20 protein-coding genes and 1 pseudogene are annotated in these 25,646 nt (G+C 27.3%); 2 read left to right on the plus strand and 19 right to left on the minus strand.

Annotated elements, in window-relative coordinates; translation table 11 throughout:
* Positions 1-100 precede the first annotated feature (100 nt).
* From Q0K54_RS08460 to Q0K54_RS08475, 4 genes are all read right to left on the minus strand, one after another.
* Positions 101-955 carry a glycosyltransferase family 2 protein gene (locus tag Q0K54_RS08460; RefSeq protein ID WP_294580148.1) on the minus strand — a complete coding sequence of 285 codons (855 nt, stop codon included), beginning with the start codon at positions 953-955 and terminating at the stop codon, positions 101-103.
* A gap of 26 nt (positions 956-981) precedes the next feature.
* The gene (locus Q0K54_RS08465) at positions 982-1,938 is read right to left on the minus strand and encodes a glycosyltransferase (protein ID WP_294580150.1); all 957 of its coding nucleotides are present in this window, start codon (positions 1,936-1,938) and stop codon (positions 982-984) included.
* A gap of 68 nt (positions 1,939-2,006) precedes the next feature.
* Positions 2,007-2,993 (minus strand): glycosyltransferase, encoded by a 987-nt coding sequence (locus Q0K54_RS08470; protein WP_294580152.1) that lies wholly within the window; start codon positions 2,991-2,993, stop codon positions 2,007-2,009.
* A 2-nt stretch (positions 2,994-2,995) separates the two neighbouring features.
* On the minus strand, positions 2,996-4,492 hold the full coding sequence (locus tag Q0K54_RS08475) for an LTA synthase family protein (RefSeq protein ID WP_294580154.1): 1,497 nt from the start codon (positions 4,490-4,492) through the stop codon (positions 2,996-2,998).
* A 294-nt stretch (positions 4,493-4,786) separates the two neighbouring features.
* Between Q0K54_RS08475 and Q0K54_RS08480 the strand changes: the two genes are divergently transcribed.
* On the plus strand, positions 4,787-5,602 hold the full coding sequence (locus tag Q0K54_RS08480) for a phosphorylcholine transferase LicD (RefSeq protein WP_294580156.1): 816 nt from the start codon (positions 4,787-4,789) through the stop codon (positions 5,600-5,602).
* A gap of 42 nt (positions 5,603-5,644) precedes the next feature.
* On the opposite strand, the gene rfbD is transcribed toward Q0K54_RS08480, so the two are convergent.
* From rfbD to Q0K54_RS08545, 13 genes are all read right to left on the minus strand, one after another.
* A complete protein-coding gene (gene rfbD, locus Q0K54_RS08485) occupies positions 5,645-6,490 on the minus strand; it encodes a dTDP-4-dehydrorhamnose reductase (protein WP_294580158.1) in 846 nt (281 codons plus the stop codon).
* A 21-nt stretch (positions 6,491-6,511) separates the two neighbouring features.
* Positions 6,512-8,695 (minus strand): glycosyltransferase family 2 protein, encoded by a 2,184-nt coding sequence (locus Q0K54_RS08490; RefSeq protein ID WP_294580159.1) that lies wholly within the window; start codon positions 8,693-8,695, stop codon positions 6,512-6,514.
* Positions 8,696-8,714: 19 nt separating this feature from the next.
* Entirely contained in the window at positions 8,715-9,488 is a 774-nt protein-coding gene (locus tag Q0K54_RS08495; protein WP_294580161.1) for an ABC transporter permease, read from the minus strand.
* A 9-nt stretch (positions 9,489-9,497) separates the two neighbouring features.
* Positions 9,498-10,631, minus strand: a complete 1,134-nt coding sequence (locus Q0K54_RS08500) for an ABC transporter ATP-binding protein (protein WP_294580163.1) — start codon at positions 10,629-10,631, stop codon at positions 9,498-9,500.
* Between the two features lie 109 nt (positions 10,632-10,740).
* The gene (locus Q0K54_RS08505; RefSeq protein ID WP_294580165.1) at positions 10,741-12,312 is read right to left on the minus strand and encodes a DUF2142 domain-containing protein; all 1,572 of its coding nucleotides are present in this window, start codon (positions 12,310-12,312) and stop codon (positions 10,741-10,743) included.
* A 313-nt stretch (positions 12,313-12,625) separates the two neighbouring features.
* Positions 12,626-12,967: a DUF2304 domain-containing protein gene (locus tag Q0K54_RS08510; RefSeq protein ID WP_294580167.1), complete on the minus strand. Its 342-nt coding sequence runs from the start codon at positions 12,965-12,967 to the stop codon at positions 12,626-12,628.
* A 14-nt stretch (positions 12,968-12,981) separates the two neighbouring features.
* Positions 12,982-13,653 carry a glycosyltransferase family 2 protein gene (locus Q0K54_RS08515; protein ID WP_294580169.1) on the minus strand — a complete coding sequence of 224 codons (672 nt, stop codon included), beginning with the start codon at positions 13,651-13,653 and terminating at the stop codon, positions 12,982-12,984.
* 59 nt (positions 13,654-13,712) lie between these two features.
* Positions 13,713-15,692: a DUF6077 domain-containing protein gene (locus tag Q0K54_RS08520; RefSeq protein WP_294580170.1), complete on the minus strand. Its 1,980-nt coding sequence runs from the start codon at positions 15,690-15,692 to the stop codon at positions 13,713-13,715.
* Positions 15,693-15,696: 4 nt separating this feature from the next.
* Complete coding sequence (locus tag Q0K54_RS08525; protein WP_294580171.1) at positions 15,697-16,965, minus strand: lipopolysaccharide biosynthesis protein; 1,269 nt, start codon at positions 16,963-16,965, stop codon at positions 15,697-15,699.
* Positions 16,966-16,975: 10 nt separating this feature from the next.
* On the minus strand, positions 16,976-17,908 hold the full coding sequence (locus Q0K54_RS08530) for a glycosyltransferase (protein ID WP_294580173.1): 933 nt from the start codon (positions 17,906-17,908) through the stop codon (positions 16,976-16,978).
* A 32-nt stretch (positions 17,909-17,940) separates the two neighbouring features.
* Positions 17,941-18,864: a glycosyltransferase gene (locus Q0K54_RS08535; RefSeq protein ID WP_294580174.1), complete on the minus strand. Its 924-nt coding sequence runs from the start codon at positions 18,862-18,864 to the stop codon at positions 17,941-17,943.
* A gap of 18 nt (positions 18,865-18,882) precedes the next feature.
* Positions 18,883-19,752 (minus strand): beta-1,6-N-acetylglucosaminyltransferase, encoded by an 870-nt coding sequence (locus Q0K54_RS08540; protein WP_294580176.1) that lies wholly within the window; start codon positions 19,750-19,752, stop codon positions 18,883-18,885.
* Positions 19,753-19,779: 27 nt separating this feature from the next.
* A complete protein-coding gene (locus Q0K54_RS08545; protein WP_294580178.1) occupies positions 19,780-21,144 on the minus strand; it encodes an exopolysaccharide biosynthesis polyprenyl glycosylphosphotransferase in 1,365 nt (454 codons plus the stop codon).
* Positions 21,145-21,530: 386 nt separating this feature from the next.
* Between Q0K54_RS08545 and Q0K54_RS08550 the strand changes: the two genes are divergently transcribed.
* Positions 21,531-21,914, plus strand: coding sequence for a phosphatase PAP2 family protein (locus tag Q0K54_RS08550; protein WP_374011457.1), 384 nt, complete (start codon positions 21,531-21,533; stop codon positions 21,912-21,914).
* A gap of 342 nt (positions 21,915-22,256) precedes the next feature.
* Here the strand turns inward: Q0K54_RS08550 and Q0K54_RS08555 are convergent, their stop codons facing one another.
* A complete protein-coding gene (locus Q0K54_RS08555) occupies positions 22,257-24,911 on the minus strand; it encodes a L,D-transpeptidase family protein (RefSeq protein WP_294580180.1) in 2,655 nt (884 codons plus the stop codon).
* Between the two features lie 478 nt (positions 24,912-25,389).
* Positions 25,390-25,646 (minus strand): annotated as a pseudogene (locus Q0K54_RS08560) (hypothetical protein); the annotation flags it as partial.

The following is a 25,646-nucleotide window of genomic DNA, read 5'->3' on the forward strand; positions in this document are numbered from 1 at the left end:
AAAATATTATAGGTCATCTTTATAATACTCATAAATGTACAGCTCGTCAATAATAATTAGTTTCTTAACATCTTTATCCTGAAAAAAAACATAATTAATTTCACATTAATTTCATTTTAATTAAATAATAACTATTTTTAGGATATAGTATCAATGCAACTATTTTATATAAAATATTTTTTCCTTCATATATTTCTCTCATTTTCATTCTTCGATAATAATTTTTTCGTTCTCTACTATTAATAATATCTTGATTATATAAGTAATCAATAACTTCATAAGATGATTTTTTCATCTTATTAAAATCAGTTGATACATTATTACCGTGATATCTATGAACATAAACAATATTATTATTATAAGCAATTTTTACACCATTTTTTATTAGTAATATCCACAAAAATAAATCATCCGAACCATTATTCTTGATTATATAGTCTATCCATTGATTAGGAATTGCACTTTTCTTAATCATACATTGTCCTGGTGAAACTATCATACATCCAACATTAAAATAATAATTCAAATCAGAGCACAACTCCTGATGTTTAACGCTATGATATATTTTACCATAATTCAGTGGGTTATAATCAAAGCCATTAGCTACTACTAAATCACTATCTTTTATTTCTTGATATTGAGTACTTAAAGCCTCTATTGCTAATTCATCATCTTGATCTAGCATAATAATATATTCTCCTAAAGAATTTTTTATTCCTTGAACTCTCGAATAATGAATTCCTCTGTTAGTTTCATTATTAATCACTTTGATATCTAGATTCGGGAAATCATGATATATAACGTCACAGTCAGGACTATCATTTACTATAATTATTTCTACTTTTAAAGTTTTAGTATGCTCAACACAACCATTTAACTTTCTAAGATTATTGGTTATATAATTATTCCCATAATAAAAAGGAATAATTATTGATATATCAAAATAATTTTTCATTTATATTTCCTCTTGCTAACTTTTGATTATTTCCATCTGTCTATCTTTTTATATACCAATTTAAGAACAGGACGACAATAAAAATATAAGTATAAAGCATATTTGTTCTTTTTTCGAATATTTTTATCTTTTAAAACTTTTTTCCCATATAATTTTAAAATATTTTTTGCTTTATCAACTGCATCTTTATATTCGGTATTATCAGGAGCATTTAAATATACTCGTAATGCACCTGTTACATTATATGACATTGCCGCTTTCTTTAAATTATCACTTTTATCTGATGAAAATGATGTTATTTTATCACAAATATTTAAAATTATATTATCTTTTTTTGAGTAATTATTAGTAGTTATACTATTTTCATGATGAACATATCCATATACTGGAGTTTCGTTGTATACAATTTTTTTACATTGATAGAACACTTCATGCATGATATCAATGTCTTCAAATATTATTCCTTCCGTAAACCTTATATTATCAAATAATCGTCTTTTATATAACTTCCCCCATGCACTTGGAAGAAAATTACTTTGATACCATAAAGAGCAAATTGCTTCCTCAGCAGAAAAACAATATGTTTTATCATAAAAAGAATCAAAAATACAATCATTTTCACTAAATATATGTTTTGTACCACATATCGATAAATCAGCATCATTATTTTTTAATACGTTATACAGTATCTCACATATTTTATTACTAACAACATCATCACTATCAACAAACATCAAATACTCACCAGTTGCCCTGTCAATTCCTATATTTCTAGCTGCTGATAGTCCCCTGTTTTCTTGATGAATTACTATTATACGGTTATCCTTATCAGCCCATTGATTACATTTTAAACCGCTAGCATCTTTAGATCCATCGTTAACTAAAATAATTTCTAAATCCTTAAATGTTTGATTTACAATACTATTCAAACAGGTATCTAAATACTTCTCTACATTATAGACCGGTATAACAATACTTATCATTATATTTGACCACATTTTTTCAATTATTAAATATTTTTATATGTGGTATTCTCCTTTCTAAAATATATTTAACTATATCTATCTTTTTTACGTACAATACTTATGATATCACCTAAACATGTTTTAAAGGTGCCAAATTTGCTATATCCTCTTTTTATATATAATAGCAATAAACTCATCATTTTTTTACTTTTTATCATATTAATTCTATTACTTAAATAGTCTTTATTTTCTAAACACATCTTCAAATCTTTATCAGACAAATTGAATTGTAAAATAAAATTTGTTTTTTCTAATTCAGCATTCAAATAATCTAATCTGTTTTCTGTCCGTTTGGTTTTCTCTTCAATAAAAGTATCTTCTAAGTAATCTAGTCCTATAGTATTTTCATTATGTATTCGATAACTAATTAATTTTTCATTAAAAAAATAACATCCATGCTTACTAGCAGCTATTAAATTCAAAGCCCAATCATGAGGTATCTTATCATCAAAATGTTTTAAATATTCATCTATAATGACTTTTTTTATAGCCATGGTGCAGCCTTGAGAAAAATTACACCTTAATAAATATTTTAAATCTATTTCTGTTAACTTAGAATTAATAGGAAAATTAATTAAATTATTGTTTCCTTTTCCATTTTGAACTTTTATGTCAAATGCCTTTCCATCTTTGTCAATGAAATTAAAACTAGAAGCCAAAGAATAAATACAAGACTCATTGGATAATACATCTACCATTTTAGAAACTTTATCACAACTCCATATATCATCTTGATCACATAAAAATACTATCTCACCATTTGCTAGTGTTAGACCCTTTCTAAAATTTTCAATATACCCTAAATTACTATCGTTACGTATTAATTTCCAATAATTTAGTTGATATTCTTTTATATAATCTTTAATGAGAATAAAAGAGTTATCTTTTGAACAATCGTCAATGATTATTACTTCATCTATTTGTTTTTTTTGATTTCTAATTGAATCTAACTGCTCTATAATATATTTCTCACCATTATATACTGCCATGACTAATGATATTTCTATTGTCATTATTATTCTCCTTCATTAAGAATCTTTTTCTTATAAAAATTAGATGATTTTTGTAACTCTTGATCAAAGATTTCTAAACCTATTTCTTCAATAATCGTCTCTTTGTCAGAAAACAGATTAGTTCCTAATCCTAATCTATCACCGTCAATATTAGCTCCCATCGCTGCTAATATCGTTGGATACATATCCATAGCACTAAAATTTCTTTGTGTAGTTTGAACTGGTTCAACTGCACTATTAATAATACAGTTGTATGGAGTTCTTATATAATCACTATCTATATTACTAAAAAACTTTTCAGCCATACTTTTATGATCACCAGTAATTACAATTGTAGTATTTTCATACCATGATTGTTGCTTGCACCAATTTATAAAGTTTCCAACTTGACGTGATTGACATTCAATTACATTAGCATATTGATTTTCATGATTATTTTGGCACAAATCACATAAATATCCATCAGGTGTATGAGTATCGATAGTTACCATAGATATATTAAATGGTTGATCACCAGCTGCCAAATTAGTAATATCCTTTTTAGCAATTTCAAATAGCTTAGAATCTTCAATTCCCCAGAAAACAAAATAATCTGATGGTATTTCTCCACTAGCTACAAAACTATTATAATCACGAATAATATAATTACCATGTTGCTTATAAAAATTTGAAGTACCCCCAAAGTCAGCATCAGAGCCACAAAGAAATTCATTTACATAACCGTTATCTTCTAATACTTCTCCTAAAGAATATCCCCCTGGTAAATAAGGGGTAGTTTCATCATACTTATCACTAGTTATTGATAGTGATAATGGAATTCCCATATCTTGAGATACATGAGAGGCAATAGTCCATTGGGTTCCATCAATAGTCTGCCAACCACCTAAATTATTATCATGAGAAAAATTGATATTTTCATTAGCTAACTCTGTTAATTCTGGAATATAGTTTTCTTGTTCAGCGCCACCGCTTAGAATATCTGCGTAAGTATTTTCAATTGACTCTAAGTAGATATGAATTAAATTTCTTTTTTCTCCATCAAAAGTAATATCAACGCTACTAGGATCAACATAATATCTTTCGTAGATATCAGTACTTTGTATGGAATTACTAATATACCCATAAATATTATAATTATACACCGTAAAAATCAAAGAACCAACCAAACAACAGATTCCCCATTTGATAAAATGTTTTTTTAGATAGTCACTTAAATTACTATTATTTCTTTTTAATATTTTTTGTATCTTATAGAATAATAAATTAAAGATTACTACAACTATCAGACTAATAGGAACAGCAAAAAGAAACCAATCTAAATATACTCCAGTATCTGTTCCTTCCATTGGCACTTTTAAATGATATACTATTTGATTCAATGTTTTTACAGAAAAGGTACGATTACCCCAAATAATCGATGCAACAATTAAAACACTAATAAATACCAGCATTGTTCCAATAATATACTTTTTTTCTATCTTTCTTATTTTCTTTATCATTTTTAGTCCTCTTAATTTAAATTCCATATTATTCTATCATATATTAAGCAATTATGAAACATAAGAAAAGTGTGAAATAATCACTATTATTTTACTATATTCTATTTTATTATTTTTCAAATAAAATCAAAACACATTAAATCACTAAAAATTTTTCTTTCCTTCTTCGCTTCATTTTCTTAATGTTTTCTTAATATTTATTAAGAAAACATTAAGAAAACATTAATTTTTTTTATCAAAATATGTTACAATAACTTAACAATAAAAATAACAATACACTAAAAGGAGCCAAAAATGAAAAAGATATCATCTAAAGAAATTCAAACACTGGAACTTGATATTCTAAAAAAATTTAAAAATTATGCCAAACAACATAATATTTCTTTTTTTCTGTGTGGTGGTACTTTATTAGGTGCTATTCGTCACAAAGGTTTTATACCATGGGACGATGATATTGATATCTGCGTTCCTAGAGACTCTTACGATAAACTTATAGAACTTGCAAAAGAAAACCGATTTATTGATGGCACAAATTATAAATTTTGTCTACCATTAGATGAAAATTACATATATCCATATATTAAAATTATTAATACTAATACAATAGTATATGAAAAAGATATAAAAAAAGAATACTGCTTAGGAGTTTGGATTGATGTTTTTCCTTTAGATAAATTTCCAAAAAAACAAGATGATATAAAAAAAGTAATCAGAAAGCATTCAAAATATAAATTTTATAATAAAATGTGTGTTGCCGGAAACCTTTCAACACCATCAAAAAAAATGGTTGCCTGTTTTGCAAAAATTTACTATACAATTTTTTGCATTGGAAAAGATAATAAATATTGGATTTCTAAAATATTAGATCTGGTAAAGTCATATGATTCTAATTACGTTGGCAATTTAGTATGGCCAAATCAATATCGTGAGATATTTAATGGTTCCGTATATTCAAAAACACTAGAATCTCAATTTGAAGATGACTATTTCCCTATACCATCAGGTTATGAGGAATATTTAACTAGTATGTATGGCGATTACATGACACTTCCAAAAGAATCGGAACGTGTTTTTCATGATTTTGAAGCGTATATAATTGATGATGAATAAAAAAGAGTGTATGCAACATCAGTTGTATTCACTCTTTTCATTTTAATATTCAATTTCTTTTAAATATCTTCCCAAAGCATCTTGCCATGTTGGTAATCGTTTAAAACCATTTTTATCCAACATTTCTTTAGACATTCTACTATTATTTGGTCGTTTAGCTTTAGCTGGAAATGCATTAGAATCTACTGGTGTTACTTTTACATCATCCATACCTGCTTGTTTAAAGATTTCACAAGCAAATTCATACCATGAGCATAACCCTTCATTCGTTGCATGATAAATTCCATATTTATCAGTTTGAATCATATCAACAACTAATTTAGATAAATCATATGTATAAGTTGGTGATCCAATCTGATCATTTACTACACTCACTGCTCCTCTTTCTTTTCCTAGACGAAGCATAGTCTTGATAAAGTTACTTCCATTAACACCAAATACCCAAGCAATTCTTACAATGAAAAATTTATCTAAAGCTTCAACTGCTAATTCGCCTTCGTACTTAGTTTGTCCATAAACATTTAATGGATGTCTTTCATCATATTCTTGCCATGGTTTATCACCTTGACCATCAAATACATAATCAGTAGAAAAATACATCATTGGAATATCTAATTCTTTACATACTTTAGCAATATTTTTAGTTCCGTCTACATTTACTTTAGTACATGCTTCAACTTCATCTTCAGCTTTATCCACTGCTGTCCAAGCAGCACAGTGAATTACGGCATCATAATTACCTGCTTTAATTACTTCGTCTACTTTTTTGGCATCAGTAATGTCCATTTCTTCGACATCGACACCGACTGCTTCAATATTTCTTTTTTTGCATTCATTGACAATGTCATGACCTAATTGTCCTTTTACTCCTGTAACTAATAATTTCATACTTACCTCCTTTATTAGATATTATATATCATCTAAAACAAATGCTTTTTTCAAGCTTAAATTAGGATTATAAAATTTATCATTATATAGTAAATCTCCCCACTTATCTTTCATATAATCATGCTCAGAAACAAACCGTTTATATTTTTCACCCTTTGTGTCCAAACCTCGTGATTTAGATTCATAATGATAAAGCTCAACTTGATTTAAACAAACATTATAATACCCAGCCTTCAATAATTTTAAATTAAAATCAATATCATTAAAAGCTACTTTCAAAGTTTCTTCTAATCCTCCAACTTGTATAAACTTCTGTTTTGAAACCATCAGACAAGCTGCAGTTACAGCGCTATAATTAAACGGAACAGATAATCTACCATAAAAACCAGGATCATCACGACTGCAACCAATAAATGTATGCTGAGCAATTCCGCCTATGCCTAATATAACCCCTGCATGTTGAACAGTATTATCAGGATATAAAAGTTTAGCACCCACTGCACCGATGTGAGGCTGCATTGCATATCCTACCATTATCTCTAACCAATTAGGAGTAATTATTTCTGTATCATTATTCAACAATAATATATATTCGCCGCTAGCATCTTTAACACCTTGGTTATTTATCTTTGAATAATTAAATTCATAATTAGCATCGATAACTCTAAAATTGGAGTATTTTTCTTTATATTTATCAAACAAATCAAATGTTGCTTTTTTGGAACTATTATTATTCATAACAATTACTTCATAATTTTTGTATGTTGTTTTTTCAAACAATGATTTTAAACATTGCTCTGTTATATCAGCATTATCTTTCGTTGGAATAATAATTGAAATTTTTGGTTCTTGTTCATATTTATAATTAACACAATAATAAGGTACTTTTGGATGAACAGTTACTTCTGCATCAATTCCTCTTCTAGTCATTGCATCTTCTACTGCTTGTCGTCCACGTTCAACCGCATAACCTTTGTTATCAATTTCAGCAGCTGTAGACCCTTCTATCATTCTCCAATGATAAAGTATCTTAGGGATATGATATATTTTGTCGATAGTAGTATTTTCGAAGAAACGTAAAAATAAATCATAATCTTGCGCCCCTTCTAAACCAACTCTGAAACCTCCAATTTTATCAACAATAGACTTTCTCATTATTTCAAAGTGACAAATATAATTACTTCCTAAAATTGTATCAGGTGCAAAATCAGATTTAAAATGGGGATCTCTTCTTTTACCATTCATATCCATCTTATCTTCATCTGTATAAATAAAATCTAGTTCAGGATTTTCATTTAATACTTTTACACATTCATACAGTGCATTTTTAGCAAGTAAATCATCATTATCCATCAACCCAATAAAATCACCTGATGCTATAGCTAGTGCATCATTAGTTGCTTTTGAAATATGTCCATTCTGTTTTCGATGAAATACCTTGATTCGGTTATCTTTAGCCTCATATTCATTTAAAGTATCTATCGTTTCTTGCAATGTAGAGCAATCGTTAGAAATACAAATCTCAAAATTTTGATAAGACTGATTTAAAATCGAATCTAAGCATTCAGATAAATATTTTCCTGCAACATTATAAACAGGTATACAGATAGAAATAAGTGGTCTATAATTAAAATTCAGTTTTGGTTCATCTTCTTTCTCATTATATTCTAACCACTTTAAATAATTATTTTGATCAAAAAAGTTAATAAATCCAATTCCTTCAACTAGCATTCGTTTATTATCTTTCATTCGCTGAATACTTTGTCTAAATGCCGTTGGTTTTAGGATAAAACATCTGTTTTTAATATCGTATTTTAACTCTTTTGCTACAGCTATAAAAATGAATTTTAAATCTCTTAATCTGTATAGAGTATCACCCTTAATTCTTTTTAAAATAACTCTAATTTTTGATTTAATTCTTTTTACTCTAGTATTTTTTCTTATGCATACTAATTCTTTTTTTTCATCATGTACTAAATATACTTCAATTATGCTATCAGTATTATTTAATTTCAAAAATAATTCATAGTTATCTGACGCTAAATCTGGTTTGAAACTAGCATCTTTTAATTTCCCATCAACGTACACTTCAAAATTGTATTTTTTCAAATCACAATTTCCATACATATTAAAAGTTGGGTTAATTATTCCATGAACATGCGCATCACGAATATTTAAATAATCTAAGTTTTCAATTTTTACCATAACTTTATAATCATCCTAACTAAATTTCTTCAGCAAATCCCTTTTCTAGTTTTCTAAATATATATAATCCCAAGCCAAAACATATAATAGCAATTATAACTACATATGTTATTCTTCCTATTGGTGGAAAAACATGATACATAAAAGCATCACGATAAGCATCTATTATATGAGTAAATGGGTTAATATATAGTACCCATCTAATGGCTTTTGGAAATAATTCAGCAGTATATAATATTGGCGTTGCATAAAACAACATATTAATAAAAAACTGGATAATATACTCTGTATCTTGAACATAAACATTGATAGCACTAAGTCCTAATACCAGACCGGTAGTAATCATAAATTGTATTATTGCAATAAAAGGAACTAGCAAAATATGCCAACTTATTCCTAGACCTCCAAAAACACAAAATAAAATTATAATAATACATGCTATAAAGAAATTTACTAGCCCACTCAATGATGCTGAAATAGGTAAAATTTCTCTTGGAAAATAAACTTTTTTTATTATTCCGGCATTATTTTTTATACTTCCCATTCCTAAACTCATGACTGTAGTGAAAAAATTCCAAGGTATTACACCACAAATTAAATATTGTAGGTAATGATCTGTTTCAATTCTCATAATATATGGAAAAACAATGGCATAAACAGCTACCATCAATAATGGGTTTAAAAACGACCATAATACTCCTAAAAAAGAACCTTTATATTTACCCCTGATATCTTTTTTTACATTAGTTTTTAGCAATTCTCGATATTCATACAAATTTTTAAATAGTTTCATTTTTTACTCCTATATAATATTTACTTTTAATGATTTTTCAGCAATCATTTGATTCTTATCATCTAACAATTGTACAACAATTTCATGTTCACCTAAAGTGACATTATCTAAACTAACAAAATAATCAAAACCACACTCATCATCATTAGTTGCATATCCACCATATTTTTCCTGATATGCCATTAATACATCACTTCGGTTAACTTTACGCATTTTTGTAATAATCTCATCACTAAATTTTACAACTAATGTATCATTTTCGCAATCACTTAAACTCCAACCAGAGATTGTAAATTCTCCCATTTCTTTTTTTATTTCAGCAAAAGATTGAGGAATATCAACTATTGTAATTCCATGATAATTATCTATTTTATCTTTATATTTTTTCTTAGCCTCTTCTTTATTGTCAATCTTTACTTGCTTTAAATACTCATCAATTACATAAACAGGATCCCCATCTAAGCGTAATTCACCCTTATAAATCCAAATTGCACGAGTACACAAATCTCTAACAGTATCTAGACTATGGGAAACAATTACAATTGTTTTTTCACTATCTCTTAATTCTTTTAATTTATCAAAACATTTATCTTGAAAATGCTGATCACCAACAGCTAAGATTTCATCTATCAATAATATTTCAGCATCAACATTTATAGCAATTGAAAAAGCTAAACGCATATACATTCCTGACGAATAGGTTCTAATTGGATTATCTATAAATTCTCCTAATTCAGAAAATTCTATAATATCATCAACTCTTTTTTCAATTTCTGCTCGAGTTAATCCAAAAACCGCAGCATTAAAATAAATATTTTCTCTTCCTGTAAAATCCGGATGAAATCCAGCACCTAATTCTAATAATGACGTTAATTTTCCATTCGTTTGGATTGTTCCTTCGTTTGGATAAATAATTTTAGTCATTAATTTTAATAGCGTTGATTTACCACTTCCGTTAGTACCTATTAAACAAACTGTTTCTCCCTTTTTTATATCAATATTAATATCTTTTAAAACAGTATGTACTTCATGATTGCTTTTACCAATTGATAAAAGTCTTTCTTTTAAAGTATGAGGTTTATCATATTCTACTTTAAAGTGTTTTGTCATATTTCTTATCTCAATTGCATTATTTGCATCCATAAAAAACCTCCATTTTTATACGTAGGTATTATATCATAGATATTAGCAAAATCAAATTTAATCGGTTTTTTCAATATATATTCAAATGTAATTATAAATATATTGATTCTTATATAAGAACTTTAGTAATTAAATCAAAAATTGTTATTACTGATAGCCAAGGAATAACTATTAATAATAATTCATTTATAAAAGAGTTTAGATAAATTCTACTATTTTGTAACGGTATTAATAATAAGAAAATAATTGGTATAAAATATCTCCCTTGAACTCCTTGAATTGTTGGATAACCAGCTGGTGTATATATAAGAGCCATACCTAACAATATCAACACCATAGTTATTAAAGAAATTCCTAATAACAATAACTTATGTCGATACGTAAAAACTTCTTCATTTGATTTTTCGCTAAACGGTGTAATACACAATATACCTAACCAAGTATAGATTATTGGCATTGCAATCGATATATCGAGCCATCCTAATAAAGAACCCACTGCAGTTTCAATATAACCTACTCCTTTTTCAATAAATGTATTGAATATTAATCGGATTGAATCAATTGGATTAAACAAAATATCTTCTACTGTATAAGAAGGTAATCCTGCCCATGAAACTATTCCACCAGATACGGATTCAACATCACTGACTTGATTTGAATCTGTTATTAATTGTAAATTAATTAAAAAGACTATTACTACTAAAACAAAAATTATTAATATTTTTACTCTTAATGCTGTCCGTTCATTTCCAGGATTAAAATACTTTGCTAAAATCGGAATTGCTAAAATTAATGCATAGGTTGAACTTTTATTTGTTAATAAAAGTATTCCACAAATAGCATAAAACAGTACGTCTTTAAAAGTAATCTTCTCCGCTAAATAAACAAAATACATGCCATATGCAATGCATGCAAATGATGACGAATTAATTACAGCATCATAAGACAATGAAAACATTTGATGAGAAGTCATAGGCAATAACATAATTGCAAATAACAATAATTTACCAAATGGTATTTTTTTTATGGCAAAATAACTGATAATTGTATAGAAAATAAAATTGAAAATTCTACCTAAATAAAATGTTGTAATTGCCCCAAATGATAATAATCTAGCAATAAGTGTTGCTATCACTGAAGGAAAATAACAAAATATCTGATCCAATCCTATGGAATCATTATCTATAGTCACATAATTGTTTTGATTACTTATAGAAATCAAATTAGTATATATATAATTATAGTATTCTGGATTTACCGATTGAACTTGTTGACTATATAATTCATACTCACATTCTCGCATAGTAATGTGTCCGTCCTGTTCCAGACCAGTTATTTGGCTAGATAATGATAAAATATTTCTCATATGCGTCCATTCATCAGGTATAATACCTGGTGGAATCAATAAAGTATAAACTATTCCCAAAGGAACCACACACATTAAAAATAGTTTTTCATATTTTACCTCGTTTTCTATCACATAATTTATTATTTTGAGAAGCATTATAAATAATAACGCAACAACAATTATATATACTATTGTATATGACATAGGCTTATCTACTAAAATATTTTTAGTATTTATAATCATATAAATATATATAATAATCGCTACAATAAATATGTATACTTTCTTTTCTTTAAAAAAATTATTTTCTTTATTTTTTGCGATATGCTTCATTTGTTCACCTCAATCTTATTAAGCTTTACTTAAGGAATATAATATATTTAAAACTTATATAGTTCAACTTTTTACGTTTATTTTATCAGATAATTAAACATTTTTATCGTTTAAGATAGCTTTAATCAAACTAATTGTCATCGCCTTAATATTTTTGTAATAAATCTAATATATTTTTTGTATAAGCATTCATCTTCAATTATATTTTTTTATTAAAAAATACGATTCTTTTAACAAACATGATTATCATTATGCTCATCAATTTGAATCGTATTACCAAAAAATTCTGTATTAATATTTTATTTTGTATTTCTTACTTCAATTTATTTTCTTTTTTTAATATTGCAATTTCTTGAATTAAATCCTTTTGTTTTTCTTCGAGTGCTGAAACTTTACTAAATAACATATAAACTAAAATAATCAGCATAAAAATCATAAACGCAAAAACAATATTTGCAGGAGAAATTACACCCAATAAACTTGCACCAAAATAGGCAATTTGAGGAAAAATGCTGACAATAATCAATGCTAATGAACATACAATCCAGCCCAAAGCATAATCAGATCTTAATTTTCCCTTCTTAACATTTCTAATTAATACGATGAAGAGTACTATTGACATTAATATTAATGTAAGCTGTAAAGTTATACTCATAAACTCTCCTCCTTTTAGTTAAAAAATATAATTGTTACTAATACTTTAAGCATATATTTAATTGAATTGCCCAAACCTGCATAGATACTAGTACCAGCCAATCGATCTTCCATTTTAACCTGAACTTCTTTAGCTTTAAAACCTTTTTTTATTTGAAAAGCTAATGTATCAGGCTCTGGTTTTCTATTAATTTCAAATGCATAATCTTTAATTAATTTCTTATTAATAATTCTCATACCGCTTGTTGGATCATTTATAGTAGCACCGGTAGTTAATTTAATCATCGCAGTAATAATACGGCTACCCAACATTCTCAAACTAAATTGTTTTTTTTCATCCACAAATCTAGAACCTATTACAATATCATATCCTTTTTCAATTTCTGCAACCAAGGCAGGTATGTATTCAGGTAAATGTTGCCCATCTCCATCAAATTGTATTGCTGCATCATAATCATTATAATAGGCATATTTATAACCAGTCTGTACCGCTCCAGTTAATCCTAAATTAACTGGCAAATCAATATGATTAATATTATTTTCATCTAATATTTTCCCAGTACTATCTTTTGAGCAATCATTAATTACTACATAATCACATCCTGTATTTGATAATTCAAGATTTTTTACTACTCTCAATATACTCTCTTCTTCATTATATGCAGGTATAATAACTAATACTTTCATTAAATCACCTCTCAAACATTTGAATTATAGCATAATAATTGAAATAATAATATATCATTTTAGTACAATGTCTTTAATAAATAATATTGGTTATCTCCAAAGTGAGTTAGAACAACTTCAAATCCAAATGTTTCTAATTCATCCCTTTGATTCTCTTCAGTTACTAAAATATATTCAATTTGATGCTCTTTTAAAATATGATCTATACTAGTATAAGGAGTTTCATTTGAAAAGAATTTATTCATCTCATCTATTTCTTCAGGAGTTGTATTATTACAACCATTATGGCTGCACAATTCAACTCTATTAGATGTTATTACAAATCCAGCACTAGGTATTGTAATACCGTTATAAGTAACTTCATTTGGTAAAACGAGTGAATAATTACCATACTCTAAAGAATCAAAATAATTTCCAACATCAACCATAATTTGTGGCATCATCTCATCATTTCGTATCAACGGTTCAAAAGAATATCCTAATTTCGTCATTCCTGAACCTAAAAAATCTTGCTCATATATATACTCTTTATTCATATATATATATCCTAAAACACCAAAAATCATTGTAAATGAAACAAGCGGAATAACTATACTATATTTACGAATTTTTTCCAATATAACTATTATTGCAATACCTATAAAAGATACAATCATTAATTGAATCGAAGTAATAAACCTTAACGCAACAAAGAAATAATTAAATGTTGATAAAATCATCAATTCGACAAATTTGTTTGAATATATTATCAAAAAAGGTATACTAACTAGTAATACTGTTGACTTTTGATAATAATTTTTACTTATAAAATATAATCCAGTCATAAAAAACGGTGCATAGTAAACAAAGGTATCAGAGCCAAAGTAATAAGCATAATAATTATAATACTCTGTTATATTATTATTATAATTTTCTGTATTTATTATAGATAAATTGTCTAGTTTCTTTGAAATTATTAATAATATCATCATTATTGCAATGACTAAAATTGCAATAAACATTTTCTTATTATTTAATTGATAATATAATTTGAAACAATAGAAAGCTTTAATCAAAATGAACGCAAAAGTAAGCAATACTGCGTATGTTGTAAAAATTGTTGAAAATGACATCATTGTTAAATAGATCATTCCCATAAAAACAACTTTTTTAATAGTGAGTTTTTTTACCAACTCAATTCCAAAAATGACCAACATAGGAATTGCCATAACCCTAACAACCGAACTGCCATAAAATATAGCAGTTTGAAACTGCCATCCATCATACATTCTTACAGTAAATTCTGCATGATCCGAATTCATTAGAAAGCCACTAGATATCAATAAAATTGTAAAAGGAATTAAAATATATTGTGAGTTCTTCTTTTTGACAAATAATTCACCCACAGCTTTATAACATAAAAATGTTAATATGTAGTTATGTATTGTCATTGCAACTCTACAGAAAAAAGGAATGCTTATATTAAATACAGTAGCAAAAAATCCATAACTAATTTCAAAAGTATTAAGTACTCTAGTTATTCCCCCATCAATAACATCACTTAAATTACCATTATAATAATTCTCAGATAATAGCGCATTTGACCCAACCTGATTTACTATTTTTCCTATATAATAAGAATCATCATAATTCATTCTATAATATGACAATAAATTACAAATAGATAATATGGTAAATGCTATTACTAACAAATATAAAAACCAATAATTTTTTAAATTGTTCTTTAAAAACTTTAGTGGTTCTTTTTTTAGTTTGGATAAATTTTCCTTAATTTCATTCTTTTTTATAGACAAGGATAACAATATTAATCCCAATAAAACAATTAAAAAAATAAATTTAAACGTGCTCCAACTAGTATGTAAAAGCTGACAAGGGACACCAATAACAAATCCTAAGAAAAATACCAAAATAAAACCACTTATAACTTTTTTTTCATTACCTACATTATTGTAGCCAAAAAACTCTAATACTACATTTCCCACTAAACCATATATTAAAAAAATTATAATTAAATAAATAAAACTAAACACCCAATTCATTTTACTATCCTCTCAGCTTATCACTTTTTATTTTTTCAAAAACAACCAATATACTAAATATTATAACCATTATTCCTGAGCTAATTGTATATAATAACGAAGCGCCCGTTATTCCTAAATTGCTTACTAACGATGTCGATAATACTAATGATACAATTAAAGTAATAACATATCCTATTAAAAGTTGATTTTGACTTCTTTGAACAGTTAAAACCACCATAAAAAAACCTGCAATTGTATTTAATCCACCACCGAAGATTAAAATTATAAATGGTAACATATAACTACTTAAATCGATGCTATATATAATTCCCAATAGTTTCAAACCAATAATATATCCACCAATTACGGCAATAAATGTTAATATTATAATTAACAATACTTGCTTCGTAATAATACCTACGAACGTCTTATTATCATTACTATTATAAGCTACAGACAACGGATTAATCATAGGTCGATAAACAACCACACTAAGCATATTGATTACTTGAACAGGCATCATCAATATACCATAATAAGTCTGTATCGATTGAGACAAATAACTGTCTATAGTATATTTTGGGACATTAACAATATATGCAGATATAAAACCACTAATACAAATTGGTAACACAATTATAAATAATTTTTTCACTTTTTTATAATTAAATTTTATTTTTTCTTTTATATAATACTTTATATATGGTCGATTTTGAAAAATAAAAATTATAATTGTTACTATTGTTGCAACCAAATTAGAAATAACTAAATCACGAGTAATAATTAATAGTACTAAAAGTACTACAACTGATATTACATATCTTATAGTTTGCAAAATACTCCCAATATCCAAACGATTAAATCGATGGTATTCCCCATGATATAAATCTTCTATTGCTTCAACACTTTTGAAAATGCCAATAGAAAATACAACTAATGATTTTTCTAAATCATAATTTGATGCAAAAGCATAATAAATAATTAAACCATACATCAGAATACATGAAAATACTCTTAAATAAAAATAGTCAGAAAAACTATATTCGTTATTTGTATCAGAAGCATGGACATTTCTTACTCCAAATGCACCTAATGTTTGACATTGGTAAGCGTATGCCATTGCAATAGAGAACATTCCGCCAGCTTCTACACCTACTATACGCGTAATAAAAAATAACATTACCGCTGAATAAGAGGCGTTTATCATACTTGCAACAAAATTTGAAATTGTACTTCTTTTTATAATCTGTGACTCATCTGCTTCGATCAATTTTGTCGAGAATTTACTCATATTTACCACCTTATCCATATTTTCTCGCTACTTTTAGCATATATTTAAATAGAAAATTAGGAACAATTGTAAATACAATATTAAACTTTGCAACATCTGGTGCCAATTTTCTATATTTAAATAATGTAATTATATTACCATTTTTACCAGCATTTGCAAATAATTCCATTTCCTTGATATCTTTATGATGTGGATACTTTTCTTTAAAAGCTGCAACAGCCTTTATTTGGGGTTCTAATCTTTGCTCTATATAGTCTTTTTTAGTATTGATTCCTTTCAAAATTCCGCTAACATTTTTACCATGTCGACGATATTGAACTAGTGGTTCCTCTATAAAAGAGACAGTACCTTCAGTTGCAGCACAAGATAATATCCATTTATCATGTGCTGTATATGGTGAAATAGGTAAAGTACTTCTAGCAAAATCTCCACATGCTACTATGCTCATTCCCACAGCAAAAGTTATAAATAAATTATATTTCGCTATATCATCAAAACTATGCCAACTATCATAATTTTTATGACTATGATCACGAACTTTTTCCCAAACTATGTTATCATTTTCATCTATTATCTGTCTTTCAGAAGCTACTGCTAATGATCCATCTTGCTTTAAAACTTCTACACATCTCTCTATTTTATTAGACATCCAAATATCATCTTGATCACAAAAAGCTATATAATCACCATTTGAATATTGTATTAATTTTTCAAAGGCCTTGATATAGCCATGATTTTTATTTTCATATGGTAATATTTCATATTCAAAATTTGTAATATATTTTTTAAATATATCCACGTCACATCTATTTTCTATACAATCATCAAATATATACAATTTCAAATTATCATACGTTTGTTCATTTAAAGATTGTAACTGTTTTTTTAAATATTCGATATTGGGGTTATAAACCGATAATAAAATATCCACTCTATCTTTCATCATGATTTCCTCTTAATTTATTAAATTATTTGTTAACTATATGAACTAACTTTAACAAACCGATATATTTTGTCAAGGTAATTCAAAGATGTAAAAGTTAATAATATTCCATCAATAAAAAACTTAAAATATTTTTTTTCTTCTATATCGCGTAATGCATTATTAAATCGCACATTCGCCTTAAGATATCTTCTTGCTTTTTTTGGATTATTCTTCTCTTTTACATATTGTTTAGCTTTATCAATATCTGCTATTTCACCATTACTATATTTTTTGGTTATATATTTTGCATAAAGATATTGTTCAAATAGATTTGACCTAGAAATACTTGTTGAAGTCATCCTATATTTTAAAACAGTTTCGTTAATGTTGGATATCCTATATCCAGCAAGAACCGCCCTTAATGTAAAATCATAATCCTCACATAGCGGCATCATACGATACCCATTCATTTTATCAAATAATTCTTTTTTTCCAAACCATGTTGGATGCGAAATTATTTGATTATATTTTAGACTCTTTTTAATTTTTTCTTCATTAGTTGGAACTTTCTTTATTGAATAGATAGGTTTTCCATTTTCATCTATCATTTGGGAAACACCACCAATTAAATCATAATCATTTCTTTCTAAATGCTTTTTTTGAATTTCTAACCTATTACTTATTGAAACATCATCAGCATCCATTCTGCAAATATACTTCCCTTTAGCTAATCCTAATCCTCGATTTAATGTATTTGTTAATCCCATATTTTTTTCATTTACATAAAACTTTATTCTTTTATCTTTTTTTTCATAATCTTTTATACATTGTATATGCCTATTGTTATTTGGGTTATCTAGTATAATAATAAATTCAAAATCAGTATATGTCTGATTTAAAATGGATTCTATTGCTTCTTTTAATAAGTCTAATTCCTCTTTATATGTAGCCATAATCACAGATACTTCACACATTTTTTCAATCACCTACACCTATCTTTGTTTTAGCTCATTAAACAGTTTATCTATAATCTCATTATCTATATCTTCATCAAATTTTCTAGCCATCAAAAAATCAACAGTTTTTAATTGATTATAATCTTCAATTCTGAATGTTTTTGGATGATTCATTTGACCATCCCAATCTATAAAAGTTAATTTATCCATACATGTATCCTTATAACGACTATTCATAAATAATGTCTGAAATAAAGACTCATCCGGAACAAGGCAATTTTTATAATAAATTAAAAATGAATCCATATTTTTATACATTTCAAATAAACAATCATATGTTAAAACCCACCACTGGCTGCCAAAATAATACTTTACACCTAAAGAGTCTTTTCGTTTTAAAAAACGTGTTTTAGTTAAACCACCCGTTATAATCATGTAAGCTATTTTTAAAATTCTAGACCATAAAGTCATTTTCATAATCCACTCTGGATAATACAATTCGTTTCTTTTTAACAAACGTTTATAATTAACATTCTTTTCATCTATTACTTCAATGAAATTTTTCCCTTTGTTTTGTTCTAAATATTTTTTAATATCTTCCTTATTCCGTAATGGAAAATCTTGTCCGCTCATTAACCAAATGTAATCATATTTCTTATCATCATCAAATACAGCCTCTAATAAATTTCTTGTTGCTTCAATCATTGAGATATTTCCCCATTTTATATCTACTCTTTTATCCTTAGGTAAAATATGAATATTTGGTCTAACTTGGATTAAATTTTGAATATTTGCTTTTTTATCAATATGTATAAAAAAAGTACTTTCTTCATCATACAATAAATCAATTAATTTATTAATTTGTTGCTCATTTTTATGACACAAAACAATATAAGCTATTTTCATATTTAGTTTCCCTTCATTTATAAATTGTTATAAAGATCCTTTTCCGTATATAACACTTTTAACTGTTTTATATATTATTGTAAAGTCTAGCCAAATTGACCAATTATGGTAGTAATAATCATCTAATTTACAGCGATAATCAAACTCAACATCACTTCTTCCGTTTGCCTGCCACATACCAGTTATACCTGGTTTTAATTTTATTATCGAATCATAATATTGTCCCATATCTGCCTTTTCCCTTGGTAAATACGGACGTGGTCCTATAAAACTCATTTCCCCTTTAAATACATTAATAAATTGTGGCCATTCATCTAATGATGTTTTTCTTAAAAAATGCCCAACATCTGTTATTCTTGGATCATTTTTTAACTTCTTATTAGTTAAATATTCCTCTTTTATTTTAGGATTTTCTTTCATCAATTTTTCTAGTTCTGCTTCAGCATTAGGTATCATCGATCTAAACTTATATATTTTAATTAATTTCCCATTTTTTCCTATTCTATCCTGAGAAAATATAATACTATTTCGATCACCGTCTTTTACGTATCTATATTTAACATACCCTGTCAATGGAATTAAAGTAAGAATTCCCAATAACCCAACAACCACATCTACAAATCTTTTGATAAAAGAATCAAATAAACTCATTCTTTCGTTTGATGTTGCAATTAATAACTGCCCATCAAAATCTTGGACTTCTGATGAAAAAGTCATTGTGCCATTAACTTGAGGCAAATATTTAACAAATTCGACTTTACCGTGAATATCTGTCATAACTTTATCGATTACTTGTTGATTTGCCTCTGGTAAAGCAATGATAATTTGCTCTATATTCTGTGATACAATTGCATCATTCAATTCATCATAATCAAATACCTTGCTATGTTCTATTATATTTTCTTGTTTAAATCCAAATAAACTACCCGTCCTATTTACATCTATATATCCTTTTACAGAGGTTAAAGCAAATCTATTATTATTAGATATTTTTCCCAATCTTGCAGCTTCATAACCAGTACCAATTACTAATGTCTTTCTAGCAAATATGTCACGAAAAGCAATCCTTAAAAATCTTGATGCCAACAAGCTAATTATAAACATTGCAATAACCATTACTGTCAAATGTATTCTTCGATCATAACCATGACTTCTAGGCACTAGAACTAATAATGCAATAAAAAAACAAAAACTAGTCTTTACTAACTGTTTTATTTCATTCCAAATTAAACATGTATTTACCGAGTAATGACCATAAATTACTAAGAATAAAAAGTATAATGTACCAGAACCCAAAATCAAACTTAAATCCATGTGAAAATAAAGGCAGATAAAATAATACATTACTACTTCTATTATAAAAAGCATAATTGGTAATAGTTTTCTATTCATATACTCACCTCGTGAATTTAACATTATATAATTATCTTTATTTTTGACATTTTATCTTTATTTTTTACCGTCTTACTCAACTAATATAACATACTCACAATATATTTCAAGGTAACTTTGATACTTGTTAAATTTTTTTAAGATCTTACAAACTATTTATAGATTATATGTATTTTTGATATTATTGACATTTTTTATTATCCTTAACATTCTATATTTCTAATTAATATCTATTTGCAAATAAATCAACATTATATATAATAAGAATATACTAGAAGCGGAGGTAAATATAAGTGAAGAATTTTTATGAACATATGAATTCGTTTATTTTTAAACATCCTTTTTTTAAAGGGTGTATATATTTCGTTTCTCGATTTTGCCCTTACATGATAATAATTTTTTACTCCTTATTCTTATTAAAGATATATATTGAATGGGAAAGCCAACTACTTTATTTCATAAAAAATCCTTTATTATCATTGGCTATTGTTATAATATTAAAATTAATTTTTAATCGTAAACGCCCTTGTCAAAAATATAAAATAAAAACTGTTGACGATTTACAAAGACAAAATTATTCTTTTCCTAGTATTCAAACTGCATGTGCTTTTTCAATTGCACTAACAGTATTAAAATATGGTCCAAATATGGGGCTTTTATTGGCGGCACTTGCTATTGGAATTACTGTTTCTCGTGTTCTATCAGGTGTTCATTATATTAGTGATGTTTTAGTTAGTATTATTATTGCCTTTATCATTAATTCATTATAAAAATAACTGGGATATAGATTTATAATAATTTTAGTGGACAATTTAAAAATTCTTCTTTTTATTTTTCTAAAATAGATGGATATACTATTATCACGCCTTACAATTTAAATACCAAATTCAAATAGCAAGAAAGTCATTTTATGCCCATTTATAATTCAACATTAAAATAATTCCTATCCTTTTTTTATTCGGCAATTGTAAAAGAGTAAATTTTGTCCTAATACACATAATCTATCTGACGTGTTAAAAATAGAATAATACATATTTTAGATATTTTACTCTGCAAAAAAGAAGAATAGCTATTGCCAAACAATAGCTACTCCCTGATATGTAAAACTTATTTTATATTGCCGGATCAGTTGGATCCCATGTCTGTGTTAACGGTATTTTTTGTGCAGACGGTTTACTTAATGGATCATTACCGCTAGGAACAATAATCACTTTTGTTCCTAACGGGCAATAATCGTATATCCATTTAGCATCTGCCACTGTTAACCTAATACATCCATGTGAACATGTAGTTCCAAGTTGATTATACATCCTTGCAGATAATGAATAAATATCACCATTTCTATTATAAGGTACTGAATGAAATAAATATCCATTAACTATTCTTGTAGAATATTGTCCATAGCTAGGTCCCATCAATTCTCTCCAACGATATTTTACTGGTGTGTAATAAATTCCGACCGGTGTGTCATATCCAACTGAACAAATAAATCGCTTATATGCTATAATTTTATTTCCGTTTCCATCAGGAGCTAAAACAGTTACAACATTTGTTGCCTTATTTACTCTTAAATCATATGTACCAGGTAAAGTATATAATGTCTGTATGTCTTCTTGCTTATTTCCATTGTTATCATAGCATACTAAATAGCCGTTATTATTTTTAAAAGTCAAACAAGCTTTACTTGAAGCATCTGGAGCTCCTACTCCTTTTAGATAGGTTTTGATTTGAATTGCTTCTATTCTAAAACTAGCTCCTATTGTTCCAGCCTGATTATCATTACAAGTCCAATCCATCCAACCTATATTTTGTACGTATACTCGATAATAAATATCATAATAATTTGCTATTTCTCCTGCTAATCGTATCTTAATTGCTTCAATACGTTTTGACTGATTTTCTGTTCCAGCAATTTCTCCATTACTAGCATAATTCATCCAACCATAATCTTGAACATGAACACTATATTCAACATTTCCAGAATAATTATCATTACCTAATGATATTTTTATTGCTTCTAATCGGTAACTCTTTCCTGTTGTTCCACTTGTTGTTCCATTGGAAACTTGACTTGTCCAACCTAAATTTTGAACATGTGTTGTGTAATAAACGCTTTCACTTTTTACAAATGGTCTATCAGTCGAACCGGGTGGAACTGCATCTTTTTCAACAAGTATTATTTCTATTGCTTCAATTCTACAATTCATTCCTTCGGTTCCAGCCTTATTATCATTTTTAGCCCAATCTAACCAACCAATTTCTTGGACATGAGCTCGATAATAAACATCATAATAATTAGAAATATCTCCTGTCAATTTTATTTTAATAGCCTCTACTCTTAATTTTTGACCAGTTGTACCAGCTATTACTCCATTTTTTTGATATGATTGCCATCCGATATTTTGAACATGGGTACTATATTCAATATCCCCAGTATATCCAACATTTCCAAGATTGATTTTTATTGCTTCTATTCTCTTTGACTTACCAATCGTTCCACTTGTTGTTCCATCAGCTACGCTTCCCATCCATCCATAATCCTCTACATGTGTTGAATAATAAATGTTACCTGGCGTTTTATAAGGCTGATTAGTATTACCAGGAGCTGATTCTCCTTTAGGCACCAGCTCAACTTGAATAGCTTCTACTCTATAAGCATATCCATCAGTCCCGGCAATCTCATCATTCTTTGCCCAATCTAGCCAACCAATCTCTTGGACATGAACTCGATAATAAACATCATAATAATTTGCAATTTCCCCAGACAAATTAATCCTTATTGCCTCTATTTGCTTTTTTTGACCGGTTGTTCCTGCTATTGTTCCATTTGATTTATATTCCTGCCAACCATAATCTTGTACTTTAACATTATATTGAATATCCCCTGTATATTCATAGTTATCTAGATATAATTTTATTGCTTCTATTCGTTTTGATTGCCTTTCTGTACCAGATAATTTTCCATCGCCAACATTGCCTTGCCAGCCAATGTCAGCTATATGACTAGAATAATAAACTCTACCAGGGCTAACAAAGCACCTATTAGTTGGACCTGGTGCATCTTCACCTTTTTTCACTAATTTGATTTCTATACCTTCAAGACGATAGCTATAACTAGCACTACCTGCAGCTTTACCATTACTAGCCCAGTCTAACCATCCATAATTTTGAATGTGTACACGATAGTAAACATCATAGTAATTTGCAATTTCTCCGGTTAGTTTTATTTTGATAGCTTCTAATCGTAAACTTTGTCCTTCAGTTCCACTTTTATTGTTATTATCTACAAAATTAGTCCAGCCTAAATTTTGAATATGTGTGGCATAGCTAATACTCCCTTCAACGGTATTATCAACTAATTGTATTTTAATACTTTCCAATCTTTTAGATTTACCAATTGTCCCCGCTGTTTTACCATCTTTTACATATTCTTGCCAACCAATATCCTGTACATGGGTTGAATACTCAACACTTGATGATATATCATCTAATGTTTCTTCTTTATTTACAGTATCAATATTATCTTTTGATTCATTATCCTCTATTTCTTCTTGTTTTTGCTCATTATTATTTGAGTAGTCACTAATCCCTCTTTCTTCAATTGTTTCTGTATTATCTATATCGGAAACATCCGTATTTTCAGAATTAATATTGTTTTTCTCAACCGTTTCTGAAGAGTTATTTTGGTCATCAATTCCATAAACATTAGATACTGTTAGAGTAAAAATGAAACATAACGATATAAAAACTGTAAGTATTTTTTTCATTCTTTCACCTCCTATCTTACTTTAAGTATAACTCAAAAAACACACATTTTGTTAATATACTTTACATTTTAAAAGAAAAAAGTGAAATATTTTTTTGAATTATTAAATTAATATTAACAATAAAAAAAATATTGATTGAATCATTATTTTTTATTACTTATTAAGATGTTACAAAATGAAAATTTATGCAATAATCTACTATTTTTACCTGTAATTTAATAATCAAAATTCTAAAAAAGGCTATAAAATTACAATTCTAATATTCATCATTTTTACTATAATACCTATTTAACAATTTGTTCTAGTCTAATAAAACTATGATATCTAACACACCTAAACTAGAAAAATTCTATAAATCAAAAATATAATATGTTTAAAAAAAGGAACACAATCATTGCAATAATTTGTGTTCCTTTAAATCTTTTTAAGGTAAGTATTCAGTAATATTATCTTCTTAAAGTGCACCAAGTATATTTCTTTAATCTTTTGGTGCTTCTCCACCTTTTTCAACAAATACTATTTCTATTGCTTCTAGTCGCTTTGACTGTCCTGTTGTCCCAGCTGTTTCACCATTTTTAACCCAACTTTGCCATCCAATATCTTGTATATGTACTCGATAGTATATATCATAATGACTTGCCATTTCTCCGGTTAAATCTATTTCGATTGCTTCTAATCTCTTTGATTGTCCGCTTGTCCCGGCCATCGCTCCATCTGCTCTCCAGCTTTGCCATC

The organism is uncultured Thomasclavelia sp. (assembly GCF_944324745.1).
In the GTDB taxonomy this organism is placed as follows: Bacteria; Bacillota_I; Bacilli_A; order Erysipelotrichales; family Coprobacillaceae; genus Thomasclavelia.